The organism is Ruegeria sp. HKCCA0235A, from assembly GCF_013033235.1.
Lineage (GTDB): Bacteria > Pseudomonadota > Alphaproteobacteria > Rhodobacterales > Rhodobacteraceae > Ruegeria.
This window is the reverse complement of the sequence record NZ_WQDQ01000002.1, coordinates 316,400-333,986: the sequence shown is the minus strand read 5'-3', so window position 1 is coordinate 333,986 and position 17,587 is coordinate 316,400. Positions and strand designations below refer to the sequence as shown.

Sequence of the window (17,587 nt, the reverse complement as noted above, 5' to 3'; positions counted from 1 at the left end):
ATTGGCCGGTTTTCCAACCCCAATTCGCAAAAATATCGTTGCGACCAAATGTGCAGATATCAAAGCGACACCCTAACAAATCATGGCGGTTTACCCGGCGACCATCTTGCCGCCCGCCGCACAATCGCGTTACAGGGCCGCGAAACAGGTGAATGAAAATGAAGCGCGCATTCTACGCACTGATCTGCCTGACTTTCGCCGTCCTCGCGCAGCAGAGCATGGCACAGTCTCTAACGGTTACGACGGTGACCCGCCCCCCGTTTTCCTATGTAGAGGACGGTGCGGAAACCGGCTTTTCGATGGATCTGCTCGCCGCGCTGGCAGAGGCGCTGAACTGGGACTATTCCATCAATCGGGTCGATTCATTCTCAGATATGCTGGAGGCGGTTCAGAATGGGTCCGCCGATCTTGCGGTCGCCAATATCTCGATCACTGCGCTGCGGGAAACGCAAATGGACTTCAGCCAGCCGATCTTTGAGGCGGGCCTACAGATCATGGTGCCATCGGAAGCCGCGCGCCAGCCTTCGCTGCTGCATGCGCTGCTCTCAAAAGAGCTGTTTATCGCCATCGGCCTGGCCTTCGCCATTCTGTTGGGCGGCGGCATGCTGATGTGGAGCTTTGAGCGTAGTGCTCAACCCTATTTCGATCGCAAGCTGAACGAGGCATGGTTTCCCTCGTTCTGGTGGGCGCTGAACCTCGTCGTGAACGGCGGGTTCGAAGAGAGGATGCCGCGCACGCCGTTCGGCCGGCTTCTGGGTGTCGTTCTGGTTGTTTCGTCACTGTTCATCGTGTCCGTTTTCACGGCCCGCATCACCTCGGTCATGACCGTGGATGCGATCACAGGCAGCGTGAATTCGGTGAATGACCTGTATGGCAAAAGTGTCGGGACAATCACAGACTCGACCGCGGCAAGTTTTCTGAACCGGCGTGATATTGAATTCACCGGCTATCCCGGGCTGGAGCAGATGCTGGATGCGTTCCAGTCCAAACAACTGGATGCCGTCGTATTCGACGCGCCAATCCTGTCCTACTATGCGGCCCATGAAGGCCGGCGAACGGCGTCGATGACAGGCGGCGTTTTCCTGCGCGAGAACTATGGCATCGCTTTCCCGACCGGGTCGCCTCTGGTCGAGGATGTCAACCAGGCTCTGCTTTCATTGCGTGAAGACGGAACTTATGACGAAATCTATCGCAAGTGGTTCGGTATGCGGAACTAGGCCTGCGCCTCGTCTCCGAAGAACGGTGTCATCTGCGCGACGATCACGGCGTTTTCATCCAGAGCACGCTGCATCAGGGCACGTTCGTCAGGTTCGATTTCATGTCCCTGTGCCTCACGCTCGGCCAAGGTCCCGTACCCGGTGACATCCAAAGGCGCGGTGTCGGCCTGCTTCAGAATAGCAACCGTCTCGCGCACGGCCTCGGCTTCGTCCACGCCACTGGCGTAGCAGATCAGTGCTGCCCCCGTCGCACCGTCCGGCAGCCCGTCGCCATCCTTACGGCCGATCTGGACCAGAAGGGTATAGACTTGCTGACGTGAGGGCTTCTTGCGCTTTTCCATGGGCCCTGCATTACGCGCGGCGTTTTGAAGGGTCAACTGCTTCCATCGATCCTAGCTTTAAGTATGGGATCTGACGCAGCCCCTTGCCCCGCCCATAGGCACTGAGGACTTGCAGAAATGCGACTCAGCAAAGCCCTTTTCCCGTTTTCGCCCAAAAATTGAGCAGCGTTTCATCTCCATTCCCTGAGTTGAATCGGGCACATTTCTGCCACATTTTGGCCTCAATTTTGGCCATTTCCTGCTGAGTTCGACGCGTTTCCTGCCTTTCACAACGGTGACGAGAAGCCAACTCTAAGATGCAGCCACTGCGTAAGTCATTTTTTACAGGAGAATTAAAATGAGTGTTCTGTCCAAGTTAATGATGACAACTGCAAGTGTGATTGTGCTTTCCGGAGTACCTGCTGTCGCCGTGCTGTCTTTTGTGACGCCAAGTGCAGCTTACGCCCAAGACGGCGGCGGTGAAAGCGAAGGCGGTAGCGATAGCGAGAGCGGTGGCGACAGCGAAAGCGGCGGCGATAACGAAGGCGGCGGCGACAGCGAAAGCGGCGGCGATAACGAAGGCGGCGGCGACAGCGAAAGCGGCGGCGATAACGAAGGCGGCGGCGATAACGAGAGTGGTGGAGAAAACGAAGGCGGCGGCGACAACGAAAGCGAAGGCGATAACGAAGGCGGCGGCGATAACGAGAGTGGTGGAGAAAACGAAGGCGGCGGCGACAACGAAAGCGAAGGCGACAGCGAAAGCGGCGGCGACAACGAAAGCGAAGGCACGGAAACCAACGCAGGAAGCTCAGAAGTTGACGCTATGCAGGGTGAAAATCGCTGATCCACACAGAGCGTTCGTCCGAGCCTGGACACAATCTCAGGACCGGCTCTGACCAAGGTTCGGTCACATACGCGTAACACCCCAAAAACTGGAAAGGCCGGAGCGGGTCAGCTCCGGCCTTTCTGTACAACCGGGGCGATCAGTCCCGCAGCAATTCGTTGATGCCGGTTTTCGACCGGGTCTTTTCATCCACCCGCTTCACGATCACCGCGCAATACAGGCTGATGTTGTTCTTTGACGGCATCGAACCCGCGACGACCACCGAATAGGGCGGGACTTCGCCATATGTCACTTCGCCGGTTTCCCGATCCACGATCTTGGTGGATTTGCCGATGAACACGCCCATCCCCAGAACCGAGCCTTCGCGGACGATGCAGCCCTCGACCACCTCGGAGCGCGCGCCGATAAAGCAGTTGTCCTCGATGATGGTCGGGCCGGCCTGCATCGGCTCCAGCACGCCGCCGATACCCACACCGCCCGACAGGTGGACGTTTTTGCCGATCTGCGCGCATGAGCCGACGGTCGCCCAGGTGTCGACCATGGTGCCTTCATCCACATAGGCACCAAGGTTGACGAAGGATGGCATCAGCACCACGCCCGGCGCGATATAGGCCGACTTGCGCACAACGCAGTTGGGAACCGCACGGAATCCAGCCGAGCGCCATTGATCTTCACCCCAACCAGCGAACTTGCTGTCCACCTTGTCCCACCAGCCGCCGTCCTGCGGACCGCCAGTCTGAATTTCCATGTCCTTGATGCGAAAGCCCAGCAGAACCGCCTTTTTGGCCCACTGGTTCACGTGCCAGTCACCGTTTTCCAGCTTTTCGGCAACACGCAGAGACCCGCTGTCCAGCGCATTCAGCGTGTCTTCGATCGCTTCGCGTTGTTCACCTGCCGTGGCGGGTGTGATCGTGTCGCGTGCCTCCCAGGCGGCTTCGATGGCGGCTTCCAGTTGCGCGTTGGACATGGGGCGTCTCCCTACAGAATCTGTTCATGTTGGTTTGGCCTATACGCAAGCCGGGCCAATGGCGCAATGCGACGAACACGGGCCGTTTTGCGTCTGAAAGGCGCTATTCAGCTGGCGCGGCGTATATGTCGGGTCAGAATACCTTTTGCCGTGCTCAGGTCCTTCCGCCTGAGCGCCTGAACAAGTGCGGCGTGATCCTTGTCAGTTTGTTGCACCCATTTCGACCGCCAGTGCGCAAACAAGTGGCGTGCGCTTGCGATATGTAGATCGTCGATGGTGTGCAACAGACGGGGCAACCCGCAAGGTGTCAGGATGGCGCGATGGAATGCTCTGTTCAACGCCTCCCATTGGGGCATCGTCTGCGCCTCGTCACAGGCGATGCGTGCGCGATCGATCTTGTCCAATGCGACCGGAGACATGTTCTGAACCGATTGCTGCAACGCCAGTGTTTCCAACGCCACGCGCATTTCGATGACCTCTCGCACCTCTGCCGGGTCCAGCGCCGTGACCCGCATGCCCCGGCGTGGCTCGTGCCGGGCCAATCCATGCGCCTCAAGCCGCAACAGGGCTTCCCGCACTGGAACATGGCTGGTGTCAAAGGTGCGCGCAATATGATCCTGCCGCAGCTTTTCCCCGGCGCCCAGCTCTCCGGTTATGATTTGCTGGCTGAGGTTCTGATAAATCGTGTCCGAGATCGTAGCGGTCATAAATTATAGATAAAATCTACGGCAGCTATCCTCAACCAGATAATTCACCCCGCAAGCGGGTCCGGCGTGATATTCGCGCCGCACACCAGAACGGCCACGCGCTCGCCTGGTTCGGGCCGATACACGCCCGAGGTCAAGGCTGCCAACGCCGTGGCGCCCGCCGGCTCCACCAGAATACGATGCGCCTGCCACAGCATCTTCTGCGCCGCCGCGATGGCATCATCCGACACCAGGACCGACGTCATCCCCTGTGCCAGGTCGAAACAGATCTGCCCGATCCGGCGCGCGCCCAGCGCGTTTGCCGCGATCCCGGATACGGAAACATCCACCGGTTCACCGGCCTGCAACGCCGCATTCAATGCGCAGGAGGTCTGGGGTTCGACCGCCACGACCTTGCGCGCTCCGTCGAACCAGGCCAACGCCCCGGCGATCAGCCCACCCCCGCCGACAGCGACCAGAACCGTATCTGCCTGTAGACCCTGCGCATCCCATTCCGCAAAGCAGGTCCCCTGCCCCGCCACGGTAGCCGGCGCATCATAGGCGTGAATCTGCATCGCTCCGGTTTCCGCTTCATGCGCCTGCGCCTGTGTCAGCGCATTGGCGTATTCGCCGGGCACAACGCTCAGATCCGCTCCGGTTTGCCGGATCAATGCAATCTTGGATGGCCCCGCCAGTTCGGGCACGAAAATCTTGGCCGTATATCCAAGCGCCTGCGCCGCAAAGGCCGCCGCTGCACCATGATTGCCGCCGGATGCAGCCACGACACCCGCATCGGGTACGTCGAGGCTCAGCAACGTATTGAACGCACCGCGCGCCTTGAAACTGCCCGTGTGTTGCATGTGCTCCAGCTTCAGCTCAATGGGATGGCCCGGAATTCGACTCTCGATCACCGGCGTCACCTGCGTATGTCCGGCGATACGATCCCGCGCCGCTGATATTTCGCTCTTCCAATTCATTCTTGTCTTTCCGTGACTGGCACTCTGCCCGCGAACCCTATAGCTGTTTGGAAAACACGCAAGCAGGGATCGATCACCCATGAGAGAAGACCGCCACAATCCGTTTCGCGATGCGCAGACAGATCGCTCGACCGCGAGCGAAGTGCCGGACACGCCGCAAACGCGATCGTCCGCCTATCGCCTTGCCTTTGCCGATGACGAATTCCTGTGCCGGGACGAGCTGCGCCCGGTGCGTCTGCAACTGGAATTGTTGAAACCCGAGATGATCATGAGCGAACGCGAGATCACCTCGACCATCGTGATGTTCGGCGGCGCGCGCATCCCTGAACCATCGCAGAAACACACCGCACGAACGGAAACGCTGGCTGGTCTGTCGGCCTATTATGACGAGGCGCGCGAGTTTGCGCGGCTGATGACCGTGAAATCGAACGAGACCGGCTGCCGTGAAAACGTGATCGTCACGGGCGGCGGTCCCGGTGTGATGGAGGCAGGCAACCGTGGGGCACAGGATGCGGGCGGATGTTCTATCGGGTTGAATATCGTTCTGCCGCACGAACAGGCCCCGAACCTTTATGTGACGCCGGATCTCAGCTTCAACTTCCACTATTTCGCCATCCGCAAGATGCACTTCCTGATGCGCGCCCGCGCCATCACGATTTTCCCCGGCGGTTTCGGAACCATGGACGAGCTGTTCGAATCCCTGACCCTGATTCAGACCGGCCGGATGGACCGCGTGCCCTTCCTGCTGTTTGGGCGCGAATTCTGGGAAAAGGTCATCAACTGGAAAGCGTTGGCCGATGCCGGAACCATCTCGGACGAGGATCTTGATCTGTTCCGCTTTGTGGACACGGCGCAGGAGGCGGTCGAGATCATCGAAAACTGGGAGCCCGCCCCGCCCCGCGACGAAATCCCGGGGCGCTGAACCATGGCACCCAAGACCGGAGAGATGCTGCATCTGCGTGGAAATGCCCTGAGCAAGGGCGAACCCGTAGCGCTGCCGCTGACCCAAAGCAGCATGTACCACCTGCCGGGCACCCCGGACGGGCGGGCGAGTTACGGTCGGGTGGACAACCCGACCTGGGTGCATCTGGAACATGTTCTGTCGCATTTGGAGGACGCGCCCTGCCTCAGCTTTCCCTCGGGCATGGCGGCGATTTCCGCGGCACTGTTTGCCACCGTAAAGGCCGGATCACGCCTGCTGATCCCCTCCGACGGCTATTACGTGACGCGCCTTTTGGCCGATCGTTTCCTGTCGCGGCTGGGTTTGATCGTTGAAGAACGCCCCACCATCGCCTTTGCCGAAGGCGGTTTTGACGGGTTCGATGTGGTCTTTGCCGAAAGCCCCTCGAATCCCGGGTTGGACATGATCGATCTGACCGAGGTGGCGGATCGGGTGCGCGCTGCCGGGGGCATAACCATTGCCGACAATACGACGATGACTCCGCTGGGTCAGCGTCCTCTTGATCTGGGCATCGACGTGGTCGTCTCGTCCGATACCAAGGCGATGGGCGGGCATTCCGACATGCTGATGGGTCATGTGGCCAGCCGCAACGGCGACATCATGGAACGGGTCGGGGAATGGCGGAAAGTCTCTGGCTCGATACCGGGGCCACATGAAGCATGGCTGCTGCATCGCGGCCTTGAAACGCTGGACGTTCGGTTCGACCGGATGTGCAGCTCGGCCGAAGTATTGGCCGAACGCCTGGCGGCACATCCCGCAGTGAAACAGGTGCGCTATCCCGGGCTGGCCAACGACCCGTCGCATAAACTGGCGCAAGAACAGACCACACGTTTCGGCTTTCTTCTGTCCCTGACGCTGAACAGCGAAGAACAGGCCGAAGCCTTCATCAACAATTGCCCGCTTCTGCGCCCGGCCACGTCATTCGGGGGCGTCCACAGCTCGGCCGAGCGGCGCGCGCGCTGGGGCGACGACGTTGATCCGGCCTTCATCCGCCTGTCCGTCGGATGTGAACCAGTGGACGAACTATGGCACGCTATCGAAACCAGCCTGAACGCTGTGTGATTACTTTTTGGGCTCACGCAGCTCTTTGAACACGTAGATCGGCAGTACCACGCTGGCGATCAACGCCCCCAGCCAAACCAGCAGCGTCGCAGCCAGCAGGTTCGAAACCCCGCCAACGGTCAGCCCGGCGGCAACCAGGTCGGTCACGAAAAGGCCCACGAAAGTCACGATCAAGGCGATACCGCCCTTCAGGGCGGGCGCTTTCTTTTCGCCCAGTTTCAGGATCAGGGGTTCAGCGACAACCTGCACGACGGTGAAGACAATCACCACCACGATGAACGAGATCGGCTTGATCGCAAATCCCGACAGTATCAGCGAGGCAAGCAACAACCCAATGGCATTCCCCGCCAGCAAGGCCAAAGCCGATTTAATTCTACGCGACATGTGACGATCTCCGTCAATCAACAATTAGAAACATGCAAATGTTAACAGACCTGCAGGATTTTACGAAACAATTCAATCGCCTCTTTCGTTTTACCCGTTGAAATCGCATGGTAGAACACATTCATCAAGATCAGACCTGTCCCTGAGCCATGAGTGTGAGATGAGCGACGATCCCTATTCCGTTCTTGGCGTGGCCAAAGACGCCAGCGCCGCCGATATCAAGAAAGCCTATCGGCGCATCGCCAAGGAATGCCATCCGGACCTGAAGCCCGGCGATGCCGAGGCTGAGGCAAAGTTCAAAGCCGCCGCCGCCGCATACGATCTGCTGAAAGACCCGGAAACCCGTGCCCGGTATGACAATGGTGAGATCGACGCCTCGGGGCAGGAACGTCCGCAACAACAGTACTACCGTGAATATGCTGAAGCCGCTGGAAACCCCTATCGCGGACGTCAGGCAGACCCGGACGACATGTCCGACATCTTCGCCGAGTTCATGGGGGGCCGTGGCGGTTTTGGCGGCCAGCGCGGCCATGAGTTTCACGCGCCGGGGCACAACCTGAACTATTCGCTGCAGATCAGCTTTCTGGATGCCGTGTTCGGTGCCAGCCAGAAACTGACCTTGCCAGACGGCGACCGGATCGAAGTCAAAATCCCCGCAGGTATTACCGACGGCCAAACCATCCGCCTGCGGGGCAAAGGGGCCCCGGGATATGGCGAAGGCCCTCCTGGCGACGCTCTGGTAACTGTTTCGGTCGCCAGTCATCCGGTGTTTGATCGTCAGGGCGACGACATCCACATCACGCTGCCCATCAGCATTGATGAGGCGATTCTGGGCGGCAAAGTCCCCGCCCCTACGATTGATGGCGGCGTGAATGTCGGCGTACCGGCGGGCACCAGCAGTGGTAAAACCCTGCGATTGCGGGGCAAGGGTGTCAAAAAACGCGGCTCGTCCGAGCGTGGGGATCAGTTGATCGAACTGACCGTCTCGATGCCCAACAAAATCGATGACGATCTGAAACAGTTCATGGAGACCTGGCGCAAAACACACAGCTACGATCCGCGGAAAGGAATGCCGTCATGACCCTGACCGAAAAGGAACTGATCGAAACGGTCACCCGTCTGACCTCGGACCGCCTGACCGAATACCTGGCGGCGGAAATCGTGATTCCGGAACAATCGGATCAAGGGCTGGTTTATCAAAATATCGACGTCGCCCGTCTGGAACTGGCCTGCGAGTTGCACGAACAGTACGACATGGAGGCCGATGCACTGTCGATGATGATCTCACTGATCGACCAGTTGCATGGGCTGCGGGCCGAACTGCGCGAAGTTCTGAACGCGATCGAGGCGCAACCCGAACCTGTGCGGCAGCAACTGGTCAAGGTCATCGGTACAGCGCGATTCCGTCGCAGATAACGGGGTTTTGGACTCGAAACATTTGGATTAGAAGGCCGGCTTGATCCTTTGACAGGTGGCGCCATGACCCAGTCCAGATCCGAATTGCTGATGCCTGCGGGCAATCTGCGCAAGCTGAAACTCGCTGTCCTTTACGGGGCGGATGCGGTGTATCTGGGCACGCCCGATATGTCGCTGCGCACAAAATCCGAGTTTTCGCTGGAAGAGGTGATTGAGGGTGTCGAGTTCTGCCACAGCCATGGCCGGCGCGCCTATCTGACGCTGAACCTGTTCTCGCACAACAAGGACATCCCGAAGCTGGACGAATATATCGACACGGTCCGCAAAGTGCAGCCGGACGGGTTGATCATCGCCGACCCCGGCGTGTTTCAGTACGTGCGGGACCGCGCGCCGGAACTGCCGCTGCATATCTCGACCCAGGCCAATATCTGTTCGTGGCTGTCGGTGAAGTTCTGGCAGGATCAGGGCGCGGAACTGGTGGTTCTGGCGCGCGAGGTTTCCTACCCCGAACTGGTGGAGATCCGTGAAAAATGCCCCGACATCAAGCTCGAGGCCTTCGTCCACGGTGCCATGTGCATGACCTATTCGGGCCGTTGCCTGCTGTCGAACTTCATGGCGGAACGCGGCGCGAACCAGGGCAACTGCGCCAATTCCTGCCGCTGGAACTATGCGCTGAAACTGCGCCTGAAGGACGGCACCCATCAGGAGTTGCGCATCACCGAGGAAAACGCCGACCTGTTCGAATTCCTGCTGGAAGAAGGCTGTCGCCCCGGTGATCTGATGCCCATCGAGGAAGACGACCGCGGTTCCTACATCCTCAATTCGCGCGATCTGTGCATCATGCCCAAGCTGGACGAATACCTGAAGATCGGCGTGGACAGCCTCAAGGTCGAGGGGCGCGGTAAATCGGAATACTATGCCGCCATCGTCGCGCGCGCCTATCGCATGGCCATCGACGATTACTATGCCGACCCCCAGAACTGGGACCCGAAACCCTATATGCGCGAGTTGGAGACCGTGGGAAACCGCGGCTACACGCTGGCCTTCCACGAGGGGCGGCTGACCAACTACGCCCATGATTACGAGCACACGGCGTCCATCGCGCAGTGGGAATATGCCGGGATCGTCACCGAAGTGACCGAGGATGCCTTTCTGGTCGAGGTAAAGAACAAGCTGGAACCGGGCGATGTGCTGGATTTCGTCTCGCCCATCTCGCGCGAGACGGTTCTGCTGCGGGTCTATGATTTCGAACGCGCATCCGATGGTGCGCGGATGGACGTGGTGCATGGCAGCACCAAAACAGTGATCCGCCTGCCCTTCACCCTGTTCGACCACGAGGATATCGACGATCTGCGCGCCCGGTTCCCCGTCTATTCCGTTCTGCGCAAGGAACGCGCCCTGACCGACGAACACTGGAGCCGCATCCGCTTTGACAAGCTGGTGCAGGGTTTGGAAACCTCGGGCCGTGACAACCCTGGCGCCTATGCCCGCCGTCGCGACGCCTTGGTTGAAAAGATCGGCGAAGACGGTAACGAACGCCGTTTCAAAACCAACCGCATCGGCACCGAGGGTTGCTGTGGCAAAGGTTGCAACGGCTGCTTGATTTTCTGGCAGGACGACAAATACGCGCTGGCCCGTGAAGTTCTGTCAAAGCGCAAACAAGGCGAACAACTCAGCCGCCGCGAGGCGACGGAACTGAAGCTGCCGGGCGCGCAACAAGCCTGAGCCGGCTCAGTCGCGTGTTCGATACTCTTCCGGCACGTAAAACGTATAGTCCCGATCTGCCACCTGTTCGTGGCAGACATGGCAATAGGCCACGGCACCGGCGCGGTCGCCCATAGTGTCCCCAAAGACCGAGCCGTCCGGCAAGACCATGATGTAACGCCAATCCGCCGTGTCCGGGCTGGCATCTTCTGCCAGTTTCTCCATTACGAACATAGCACCGGGATGCACGTGACCTTCATCCGTCACGGTCATGCTGTCCTTGGCAAGAACCGACCCCATGGGAAGTTCTTCACCTTCCTGCAACGTCGCGTAGTTATGCGCCATGCGATTGGCATAGCTGTTCACATACCTTTGCCCGTGGGTTGCCGAAATATAGGGCGCATCGTTGAAAAGCGGCCAGCTTTGGTAGTTGAGGATTAGGTCCAGTTGCGCCACGGCGTAGCCACGCGCCATGCGGCGATTGAGGGATCGGTAGTGTTCCAAAGCCTCTTGTTTGCTCAACTCGGCAGGGTTTTCGATTGCGATATGAGCGTCCTGGCCGTCAGCAAAGGCCAAGCCTGAACCCGAGACGATAGCAAGCGCAGCGGCACCAAAACGGATGATCGAAAAAGAACTTGCATTCATAATCGTGGCCCACCTGAAATTCAGTTCACCTGAGCGCTTTCTGCACCACTTGGAACAGTCTAGCGGAATCGCAATAACTCGCCATCTCTGACCCGGACACCTCACCGGCTTGTGTATCGAATTGAAGAGGCAAATTCAGCGACGGGCTCGAGAAATATAGCAAATTATGCATGTGGTTTCAGCATCTGAAACATTAAGTTTGAACAAAACAATTGTGACGTGCAGACAGAGCCAGAAAACACTTAAGGCGCGATCCGATCAAGCCAAGCCGAGATGGACCAAACCCTATCGGCTCAGACCCGTTTCGGCCTCGATTTGTTTGCGTGATTTGCGCGCCCGCTCGGTCGCCGACTTCAACTGACCGCAAGCCGCCATGATGTCCTCACCGCGTGTCTTGCGGATGGGCGAGGCATAGCCGGCCTGATAGATGATGTTGGCGAAGGCGCGGATGCGGTTGTTCGAGCTGCGCTTGTACGGTGCGCCGGGCCATTCGTTGAACGGGATCAGGTTGATCTTGGCCGGAATGTTGTGTCGCTTGATGTGATCGATCAGACGATGCGCATCTTCGTCACTGTCATTCACACCATCCAGCATCACATATTCAAACGTGATCCGTTCGGAATTCGAAGCATTGGGATAGCTGGCCAAAGCTGTCAGCAGTTCCTCGATATTCCAACGTTTGTTGATTGGCACCAGAACGTCGCGGGTTTCATCGGTGGTGGCGTGGAACGAGATCGCCAGCAGGCACCCGATTTCCTCGGCCGTGCGCGCAATCTCGGGCACCACGCCCGAGGTCGACAGGGTAATCCGCCGGCGTGACAGAGAAATGCCCTCGGGGTCCATGGCGATTTTCATCGCGTCGCGGACGTTTTCGAAATTGTAAAGCGGCTCGCCCATGCCCATCAGAACGATGTTCGACAGCAGGCGAGTTTCGTCCTTGGGTGCGCCGGGGGTTGGCCATTCTTCAAGATCGTCGCGCGCCATCATGATCTGGCCGACGATTTCTGCGGATGTCAGGTTTCGTACAAGTTTTTGGGTTCCGGTGTGACAGAACGAACAGGTCAGCGTACAGCCCACCTGAGACGAGATGCACAGGGTTCCGCGATCTTCTTCGGGGATATAGACCACCTCGACCTCATGCCCGCCGGCGATGCGGCACAGATACTTTCGGGTACCATCCTCGGACACCTGACGCGTCACCACTTCGGGGATTTCGATCACGAAATGCTCGGCCAGTTGTGCGCGATAGGCTTTGGCGAGATTGGTCATCTGGGCAAAATCGCGTACACCCCATTGATAGATCCACTGCCAGATCTGGCCGGTGCGCATCTTGGCCTGTTTCTCGGGCGTGCCGTGTTCAATCAAGGTGTCGCGCAACCTGTCGCGCGTAAGGCCGACAAGGTTGATCTTCCCGTCGGGCAGTTTGCGCGGGATGGTCATGACGTCTTGGGTGATCGGCGCTTTGGGCGACATTGGCGTATCTCAAAGGAATCGGGCTTGGGATGCGCCTCTATATAGGAACCTGCGCAAAGTTCAAAAGGTTTCCTAAGCCGGCAGGCCCGGCACGACGCACATGCCGGGCCTTTTTGATCAGTTTACCGGCGGCGGTGTGTAGCAATCACTGGCGTCCAGGGTCTGAACCGGATCTTCCGGGCCACATTGCTCGCCCGATATCGGATAGGAATCAGCGTTCTTCTCGCAAGCGCTCAGCACGGCGACGGATGCGGCAAGAACCAGAGTGATCCAAGTTTTCTGTTTCATCACGATGTCCTCTCTAGGTGGCTGAACCACTTAGTTCACATTGCCGAGTGCGAAACTTTGATACGGATCAAAACTGGCAGATGACCAGACGTCAAAAGCCCCGCTACGAGGCGGGGCCTTTTCAACACTCGACGCGACAAGATCAGTTGGTGCAGCGCTTCTCAGCGTCTTCAATCGCTGCGGTAAAGCCCAGCAGCGAGAAGGTGTCTTTCGTCTGCGTACCGCGCTCGGACCGGGCGGTCAGAACAGCCTCGGTTCCGCGCTTCAGGGCGGTGATGATCTTGGCATCATCCGCATCCGATGCGGCCCAGGCCCATTCGCCTTCTGTGAACAGTTCGAACTCGGTCCCGTCCACATTCAGGTTCACCGTCGAACCCGCGGCAAACGGGTAGCCGCCGGTAAAGGTCAATTGGCCTTTCACCTCGGCATTCGGGCGATAGAACACAAACAGCAGGATATCGCTGCGCCGTACGGAAACCACACGTCCACCGCGGGTGTTTACGGTTTCCTTGGGTGCCGAGACGCTCCAGCATTCGGTGGGATCGTCTTCGACAAAAACGCTCCAATCCGTTTTTGCAGCAACGCGGTTGGTGCTTGTCGCCTGTTGGGCGATTGCAGATGTTGCTGCGATGCCTGCCACACACAGGCCCGCTATTGTGCGAACGAGCATTGATCCCATTTGTCCAGCCTCCTAGCTCGACCCTTACCTCATACCCATCGGACACGTCTGCGAACCCTGCCAGTTCGTCTATTCGTTTGCGTCTTCCGATGATTGCCGACATACACACACTAACGCAGATTTCGCCACAGGCGAAAGGGCGATTGGCAGAATTTTGCGCATAAATTTCGGAGGTCCAGATGACGCAGCCCGTACCCATGACAGAACTTTGGCGCGGCCCTCTGCTGGAAAGTCTGCATCTGGGTCATGCGGTTATTTGCGATGACACGGGCCAGATCGTGCGCAGTTGGGGCGACCCGCAATCCGTCATATATCCGCGGTCATCCGCCAAGATGATTCAAGCGCTTCCGCTGGTCACATCAGGGGCGGCGGCGAAATACGGGCTGACCAGCGAACACCTCGCGTTGGCCTGCGCTTCGCATAACGGGGCGGCAATCCACACGGATCGCGTGACGGCGTGGCTGGACCATCTGGGGTTGAACGAGCACGATCTTCGGTGCGGCCCACAGGAGCCCGCCGACACCGCCGCGCGCGACCGGCTGATTTTGGCGGACGACACGCCTTGCCAGATCCACAACAACTGTTCCGGCAAGCATTGCGGCTTTCTGACTCTGGCACAGCATATGGGCGCCGGGCCGGAATACCTTGAAATTGATCATCCGGTGCAACAAGCCTGCCTGTCTGCCGTCGAAGAAACAACGGGCGAGACCAGCCCGGCATACGGCATCGATGGCTGTTCCGCCCCGAATTTCGCCACATCGCTTTTCGGTTTGGCACGTTCGATGGCGTGGTTTGCTTCAGCCGCAGACCGGTCCGACCGTTCCAGCGATGCAGCGATGCAGCTGGTGGCCGCGATGGTTAAACACCCGGAACTTGTTGCCGGTGAGAACCGGGCCTGCACCGAACTGATGCTCGCGATGAACGGACGTGTTGCCATCAAAACCGGGGCCGAGGCCGTGTTCGTGGCCATCATTCCGGAAAAACGCATGGGCGTTGCGCTGAAGATCACCGATGGCACCACCCGCGCCAGTGAATGCGCGATTGCCGCCATTCTTGTCAGCCTTGGCGTGCTGGAGGCCGAACACCCGGCCACCCGCAAATTCATGAACGCCACGCAATACAGCCGTCGCGGGCTGGAATGCGGCGTGATCAAGCCTGCGACGGGTTTCCCCGACTAAGGCCCTCACATCTCGATTTCGTGGATTTCGGCCACTTCAACCGAGCCTGTGCCGTTGACGACCATCGGACAGCCCTTGGCCATCTCGGTCGCAGCGTCGATATTGTCAGCCTTGATCACCGTGAAGCCCGAGGCCGGGTTTGCGCCGCCGTTATCGACCACTCCGTTGTTGCTGACGGTGTAAGACTGCCCCACTGGGTTTCCGGGGATATCGAGGGCGTCGCCCATATCCTGGAACCAGGCGCCCCAGGCCGCCATGGTCGCCTCGATCTCGGCGGGGTCGGCCGGGGTGTGACCCCCGTGATAGACAAACAGAAACTTGGGCATATCGCTCCTCCGTGACAAAAAACCTAAGTGCAAAGTGCTTCGAGTTTGCGCAGCGAAGACGTCCAACCCTGAGTGTGATTCGCAGCTGCTTCGGCATCGGCCAGTTCACGGTGGTCCAGCACAAGGCGGGCACCGTTTTCGGTTGCGGCAACGGAAAGGGTCACGTGGCTTTCGGCACCGCGTTGATCCTGATCGTCATGCCAAACCCATGTAAAACCCACCGATTTAGGCGGGTCGACATGCGTCACGTGGCCCGAGACCTTGTATTTCTGACCTTCGCCGTTCTCCATCACCGAGTACCAAGGACCGGTGCGCGAGAAATCCAGGTTGTGGTCCGGCACGTGCATCCCTTCGGGCCCCCACCATTGCAACAGCTTGGCACCATCGCTGATCCATGCAAACAGTTCTTCGGGACTGACGGGGAATTCCCGCTCCAGTTTCAGGTCGGCCATGAATTCTCCCTTTCAATTATTTCACTCAGACGATCCAGGCTGCCTTCCCAGAATTGCCGCTTGGAAATCGTCCAGTCGGCAATCGCCCGCAATCCTTCGGATCGGATGGAATACATGCGCTGGGTTCCCTGCACGCGCTGCTGCACCAACCCGGCCTCGCGCAACACCTTGAGGTGGCGCGAAATCGCGGCGCCGGACATGCCGCGCCCGTCGATCAGATCACCGGCAGGCAGTTCGCCCTGCTCCATCAGTTGCTCGACAATCGAGAACCGGGTGGCATCGGACAAAGCGGAAAACGTGGTCAGAAGTGTGTTCATACCCCTTATTTAACACAAGCGTTAAATAAAAGATAGCCCTGATCAGCCGCCTACGAAATCGGCGCGGCAATAGCCTTGCAGGTAAAGCAGCGCCGTCAGGTCGCCGTGATTCACCCGCACATCACATTGTGCGGCCACCGACGGTTTGGCATGAAGGGCAACCCCGGTCCCGGCCCGGCCAAGCATTCCAAGGTCATTGGCCCCGTCACCCACGGCGATCACGTCACTTTCCGACAGGCCCCGACGCGTTGAAATCTGCGCCAGCGCTTCGACCTTGGCCTGACGCCCCAGAATAGGACGCGCGACGTCTCCGGTCAGCTTGCCATCTTCCACCAGCAAAGTGTTGGCCCGGTTTTCATCAAACCCCAAAAGCTCTGCCACCCGCGCGGTAAAGGCCGTAAAGCCACCGGATACCAATGCTGTATAGGCCCCGTTGGCCCGCATCGTCGCCAGCAATTCCCTGCCTCCGGGCATCAGGGTGATCCGTTCCTGCAGAACTTTGCCGATGACGCGTTCATCCAGATTTTTCAGCAAACCAACCCGCTCGATCAGGGCGCCTTCGAAATCAAGCTCTCCGTTCATGGCACGGGCCGTTATGTCCTTGACCCGGTCGCCGACGCCGGCCTGATCCGCCAGTTCATCGATACATTCCTGCTGGATCATCGTGCTGTCCATATCGGCCAGCAGCATCTGTTTGCGCCGTCCTTGCGCAGGTTGCACGATCAGGTCCACCCCCATCCCTTGCAGGTCTGCCCAAACGTCCCAGCGATTGTCGGGGATGGCGTTCAACTCGAACTCTGCCGCCTCATCCGGGTTGAGCCAGAGGATGCCCCCGCCACCCCACGCATTGCGCAATGACTCGGGCAATGCGCTGTCCAGCGAAGGCGCTGCCGGATTGGTCAGCAAAGTGGCGACATACATATTCAATCTCCAAATTTCTTGGCCGGGCGAGGTGATCTAGGGGGTCAACGGCAAACGGCCCTGATCGGTCAATTCCCAGCAGGTCTGCCCTTCGAACACCGCGACACCCACCGGGCGCCCATATCCGGCACCTGTGTCCAGATTGACGCGATTTCCATAATGCGTTGCCCGGTCTACCGGAGTATGGCCATGCACGATCAGCTTGGGATGCGGACCCCGATGAGCATGAAAATCCTGCCTGATCCAGACCAGGTCGTTGTCCCGCTGCGCGTTTAGCGGCACGCCCGGGCGAATGCCTGCGTGAACCAAGGCAAGCTCGGGCGTCTGATGCATCAGAACCAGATCTCGCAAAAAGGTCAGGTGCGATTTCGGCACCGCCGCCTGCGCCATCTGATGCAGATCTTCCAGGCGAATCTGGCCTTCGTATTCCACGCCATAACTGCGCAGGGTCTCGACCCCACCCAGCCTTTCATGCAGCCAATGATAACCGACAAGCAAATGCGGATCGTGACGCGGCGTATCCTCCATGAACCAGGCGAACATGCGATCATGATTGCCCAGCAGAGTGATCCAGTTCAGGCCCGCATCGCGCCCGGCAATCAGACGCTCAATCAACCCGCGGCTGTCAGGGCCGCGATCCACGTAATCACCCAGAAACACGATCTGGGCATCCGGGCCGCCATCGCCCCGGATCCGAGACAGCGCGCGTTCCAGCTCGGCCACCTGCCCGTGCAGATCACCAACAACGTAGACAGGCTGTGTCATAGATC

General features: G+C 59.0%; 22 protein-coding genes. 8 read left to right on the top strand and 14 right to left on the bottom strand.

Annotation, left to right across the window (positions count from 1 at the left end):
- Window positions 1–158 precede the first annotated feature (158 nt).
- A complete protein-coding gene (locus tag GOW56_RS05560) occupies window positions 159–1,217 on the top strand; it encodes a transporter substrate-binding domain-containing protein (protein ID WP_171172328.1) in 1,059 nt (352 codons plus the stop codon).
- Here GOW56_RS05560 and GOW56_RS05555 read toward each other — a convergent pair.
- Window positions 1,214–1,558 carry a hypothetical protein gene (locus GOW56_RS05555; RefSeq protein WP_171119954.1) on the bottom strand — a complete coding sequence of 115 codons (345 nt, stop codon included), beginning with the start codon at window positions 1,556–1,558 and terminating at the stop codon, window positions 1,214–1,216. The two genes, GOW56_RS05560 and GOW56_RS05555, sit on opposite strands and share 4 nt — an antisense overlap.
- 337 nt (window positions 1,559–1,895) lie before the next feature.
- Here GOW56_RS05555 and GOW56_RS05550 point away from each other — a divergent pair, with 337 nt between their 5' ends.
- Window positions 1,896–2,381, top strand: a complete 486-nt coding sequence (locus tag GOW56_RS05550) for a hypothetical protein (protein WP_171205243.1) — start codon at window positions 1,896–1,898, stop codon at window positions 2,379–2,381.
- Between the two features lie 139 nt (window positions 2,382–2,520).
- On the opposite strand, the gene dapD is transcribed toward GOW56_RS05550, so the two are convergent.
- The 3 genes from dapD to GOW56_RS05535 form a co-directional block, all read right to left on the bottom strand.
- Window positions 2,521–3,348: a 2,3,4,5-tetrahydropyridine-2,6-dicarboxylate N-succinyltransferase gene (gene dapD, locus GOW56_RS05545; protein ID WP_171119955.1), complete on the bottom strand. Its 828-nt coding sequence runs from the start codon at window positions 3,346–3,348 to the stop codon at window positions 2,521–2,523.
- Between the two features lie 107 nt (window positions 3,349–3,455).
- Window positions 3,456–4,055 carry a GntR family transcriptional regulator gene (locus GOW56_RS05540; protein ID WP_171205242.1) on the bottom strand — a complete coding sequence of 200 codons (600 nt, stop codon included), beginning with the start codon at window positions 4,053–4,055 and terminating at the stop codon, window positions 3,456–3,458.
- Window positions 4,056–4,099: 44 nt separating this feature from the next.
- On the bottom strand, window positions 4,100–5,011 hold the full coding sequence (locus tag GOW56_RS05535) for a threonine/serine dehydratase (protein ID WP_171205241.1): 912 nt from the start codon (window positions 5,009–5,011) through the stop codon (window positions 4,100–4,102).
- 79 nt (window positions 5,012–5,090) lie between these two features.
- Between GOW56_RS05535 and GOW56_RS05530 the strand changes: the two genes are divergently transcribed.
- Window positions 5,091–5,933, top strand: a complete 843-nt coding sequence (locus tag GOW56_RS05530; protein ID WP_152459318.1) for a TIGR00730 family Rossman fold protein — start codon at window positions 5,091–5,093, stop codon at window positions 5,931–5,933.
- A 3-nt stretch (window positions 5,934–5,936) separates the two neighbouring features.
- Window positions 5,937–7,034, top strand: a complete 1,098-nt coding sequence (locus GOW56_RS05525) for a cystathionine gamma-lyase (protein WP_171205240.1) — start codon at window positions 5,937–5,939, stop codon at window positions 7,032–7,034.
- On the opposite strand, the gene GOW56_RS05520 is transcribed toward GOW56_RS05525, so the two are convergent.
- Complete coding sequence (locus GOW56_RS05520) at window positions 7,035–7,418, bottom strand: hypothetical protein (protein ID WP_171205239.1); 384 nt, start codon at window positions 7,416–7,418, stop codon at window positions 7,035–7,037.
- A 160-nt stretch (window positions 7,419–7,578) separates the two neighbouring features.
- Here GOW56_RS05520 and GOW56_RS05515 point away from each other — a divergent pair, with 160 nt between their 5' ends.
- From GOW56_RS05515 to GOW56_RS05505, 3 genes are all read left to right on the top strand, one after another.
- Complete coding sequence (locus GOW56_RS05515) at window positions 7,579–8,499, top strand: DnaJ C-terminal domain-containing protein (RefSeq protein WP_171205238.1); 921 nt, start codon at window positions 7,579–7,581, stop codon at window positions 8,497–8,499.
- Complete coding sequence (locus tag GOW56_RS05510) at window positions 8,496–8,834, top strand: hypothetical protein (protein WP_170345537.1); 339 nt, start codon at window positions 8,496–8,498, stop codon at window positions 8,832–8,834. The genes GOW56_RS05515 and GOW56_RS05510 overlap by 4 nt, the downstream gene beginning before the upstream one ends.
- 63 nt (window positions 8,835–8,897) lie before the next feature.
- Window positions 8,898–10,559 (top strand): U32 family peptidase, encoded by a 1,662-nt coding sequence (locus GOW56_RS05505; RefSeq protein ID WP_171205237.1) that lies wholly within the window; start codon window positions 8,898–8,900, stop codon window positions 10,557–10,559.
- Between the two features lie 6 nt (window positions 10,560–10,565).
- Here GOW56_RS05505 and GOW56_RS05500 read toward each other — a convergent pair whose 3' ends face one another.
- The 4 genes from GOW56_RS05500 to GOW56_RS05485 form a co-directional block, all read right to left on the bottom strand.
- Window positions 10,566–11,183 carry a cytochrome P460 family protein gene (locus tag GOW56_RS05500; protein ID WP_171119961.1) on the bottom strand — a complete coding sequence of 206 codons (618 nt, stop codon included), beginning with the start codon at window positions 11,181–11,183 and terminating at the stop codon, window positions 10,566–10,568.
- A gap of 285 nt (window positions 11,184–11,468) precedes the next feature.
- Window positions 11,469–12,656, bottom strand: a complete 1,188-nt coding sequence (rlmN, locus tag GOW56_RS05495) for a 23S rRNA (adenine(2503)-C(2))-methyltransferase RlmN (protein WP_171205236.1) — start codon at window positions 12,654–12,656, stop codon at window positions 11,469–11,471.
- 117 nt (window positions 12,657–12,773) lie between these two features.
- Entirely contained in the window at window positions 12,774–12,944 is a 171-nt protein-coding gene (locus GOW56_RS05490; RefSeq protein ID WP_171119963.1) for a hypothetical protein, read from the bottom strand.
- A gap of 142 nt (window positions 12,945–13,086) precedes the next feature.
- Complete coding sequence (locus tag GOW56_RS05485) at window positions 13,087–13,623, bottom strand: invasion associated locus B family protein (RefSeq protein ID WP_171119964.1); 537 nt, start codon at window positions 13,621–13,623, stop codon at window positions 13,087–13,089.
- A gap of 179 nt (window positions 13,624–13,802) precedes the next feature.
- Between GOW56_RS05485 and GOW56_RS05480 the strand changes: the two genes are divergently transcribed.
- The gene (locus GOW56_RS05480) at window positions 13,803–14,801 is read left to right on the top strand and encodes an asparaginase (RefSeq protein ID WP_171205235.1); all 999 of its coding nucleotides are present in this window, start codon (window positions 13,803–13,805) and stop codon (window positions 14,799–14,801) included.
- Window positions 14,802–14,806: 5 nt separating this feature from the next.
- On the opposite strand, the gene GOW56_RS05475 is transcribed toward GOW56_RS05480, so the two are convergent.
- From GOW56_RS05475 to GOW56_RS05455, 5 genes are read right to left on the bottom strand one after another with little or no spacing between them, the layout of a single operon-like run.
- The gene (locus GOW56_RS05475; protein WP_171205234.1) at window positions 14,807–15,127 is read right to left on the bottom strand and encodes a YciI family protein; all 321 of its coding nucleotides are present in this window, start codon (window positions 15,125–15,127) and stop codon (window positions 14,807–14,809) included.
- A gap of 23 nt (window positions 15,128–15,150) precedes the next feature.
- Window positions 15,151–15,579: an SRPBCC domain-containing protein gene (locus tag GOW56_RS05470; RefSeq protein WP_171205233.1), complete on the bottom strand. Its 429-nt coding sequence runs from the start codon at window positions 15,577–15,579 to the stop codon at window positions 15,151–15,153.
- The gene (locus tag GOW56_RS05465; protein WP_171119968.1) at window positions 15,567–15,896 is read right to left on the bottom strand and encodes a helix-turn-helix transcriptional regulator; all 330 of its coding nucleotides are present in this window, start codon (window positions 15,894–15,896) and stop codon (window positions 15,567–15,569) included. Before GOW56_RS05465 ends, GOW56_RS05470 begins: the two co-directional genes overlap by 13 nt.
- Before the next feature lie 42 nt (window positions 15,897–15,938).
- The gene (gene serB, locus GOW56_RS05460) at window positions 15,939–16,817 is read right to left on the bottom strand and encodes a phosphoserine phosphatase SerB (protein WP_171205232.1); all 879 of its coding nucleotides are present in this window, start codon (window positions 16,815–16,817) and stop codon (window positions 15,939–15,941) included.
- Between the two features lie 36 nt (window positions 16,818–16,853).
- Window positions 16,854–17,582 (bottom strand): metallophosphoesterase family protein, encoded by a 729-nt coding sequence (locus GOW56_RS05455; protein WP_171205231.1) that lies wholly within the window; start codon window positions 17,580–17,582, stop codon window positions 16,854–16,856.
- Between the last annotated feature and the right edge of the window lie 5 nt (window positions 17,583–17,587).

Excerpts from the sequence above, each read along its gene's own strand:
- GOW56_RS05560 (WP_171172328.1), top strand. The coding sequence starts at position 159 with ATGAAGCGCGCATTCTACGCACTGATCTGCCTGACTTTCGCCGTCCTC.
- GOW56_RS05555 (WP_171119954.1), bottom strand. The coding sequence starts at position 1,558 with ATGGAAAAGCGCAAGAAGCCCTCACGTCAGCAAGTCTATACCCTTCTG.
- GOW56_RS05550 (WP_171205243.1), top strand. The coding sequence starts at position 1,896 with ATGAGTGTTCTGTCCAAGTTAATGATGACAACTGCAAGTGTGATTGTG.
- dapD (WP_171119955.1), bottom strand. The coding sequence starts at position 3,348 with ATGTCCAACGCGCAACTGGAAGCCGCCATCGAAGCCGCCTGGGAGGCA.
- GOW56_RS05540 (WP_171205242.1), bottom strand. The coding sequence starts at position 4,055 with ATGACCGCTACGATCTCGGACACGATTTATCAGAACCTCAGCCAGCAA.
- GOW56_RS05535 (WP_171205241.1), bottom strand. The coding sequence starts at position 5,011 with ATGAATTGGAAGAGCGAAATATCAGCGGCGCGGGATCGTATCGCCGGA.
- GOW56_RS05530 (WP_152459318.1), top strand. The coding sequence starts at position 5,091 with ATGAGAGAAGACCGCCACAATCCGTTTCGCGATGCGCAGACAGATCGC.
- GOW56_RS05525 (WP_171205240.1), top strand. The coding sequence starts at position 5,937 with ATGGCACCCAAGACCGGAGAGATGCTGCATCTGCGTGGAAATGCCCTG.
- GOW56_RS05520 (WP_171205239.1), bottom strand. The coding sequence starts at position 7,418 with ATGTCGCGTAGAATTAAATCGGCTTTGGCCTTGCTGGCGGGGAATGCC.
- GOW56_RS05515 (WP_171205238.1), top strand. The coding sequence starts at position 7,579 with ATGAGCGACGATCCCTATTCCGTTCTTGGCGTGGCCAAAGACGCCAGC.
- GOW56_RS05510 (WP_170345537.1), top strand. The coding sequence starts at position 8,496 with ATGACCCTGACCGAAAAGGAACTGATCGAAACGGTCACCCGTCTGACC.
- GOW56_RS05505 (WP_171205237.1), top strand. The coding sequence starts at position 8,898 with ATGACCCAGTCCAGATCCGAATTGCTGATGCCTGCGGGCAATCTGCGC.
- GOW56_RS05500 (WP_171119961.1), bottom strand. The coding sequence starts at position 11,183 with ATGAATGCAAGTTCTTTTTCGATCATCCGTTTTGGTGCCGCTGCGCTT.
- rlmN (WP_171205236.1), bottom strand. The coding sequence starts at position 12,656 with ATGTCGCCCAAAGCGCCGATCACCCAAGACGTCATGACCATCCCGCGC.
- GOW56_RS05490 (WP_171119963.1), bottom strand. The coding sequence starts at position 12,944 with ATGAAACAGAAAACTTGGATCACTCTGGTTCTTGCCGCATCCGTCGCC.
- GOW56_RS05485 (WP_171119964.1), bottom strand. The coding sequence starts at position 13,623 with ATGGGATCAATGCTCGTTCGCACAATAGCGGGCCTGTGTGTGGCAGGC.
- GOW56_RS05480 (WP_171205235.1), top strand. The coding sequence starts at position 13,803 with ATGACGCAGCCCGTACCCATGACAGAACTTTGGCGCGGCCCTCTGCTG.
- GOW56_RS05475 (WP_171205234.1), bottom strand. The coding sequence starts at position 15,127 with ATGCCCAAGTTTCTGTTTGTCTATCACGGGGGTCACACCCCGGCCGAC.
- GOW56_RS05470 (WP_171205233.1), bottom strand. The coding sequence starts at position 15,579 with ATGGCCGACCTGAAACTGGAGCGGGAATTCCCCGTCAGTCCCGAAGAA.
- GOW56_RS05465 (WP_171119968.1), bottom strand. The coding sequence starts at position 15,896 with ATGAACACACTTCTGACCACGTTTTCCGCTTTGTCCGATGCCACCCGG.
- serB (WP_171205232.1), bottom strand. The coding sequence starts at position 16,817 with ATGTATGTCGCCACTTTGCTGACCAATCCGGCAGCGCCTTCGCTGGAC.
- GOW56_RS05455 (WP_171205231.1), bottom strand. The coding sequence starts at position 17,582 with ATGACACAGCCTGTCTACGTTGTTGGTGATCTGCACGGGCAGGTGGCC.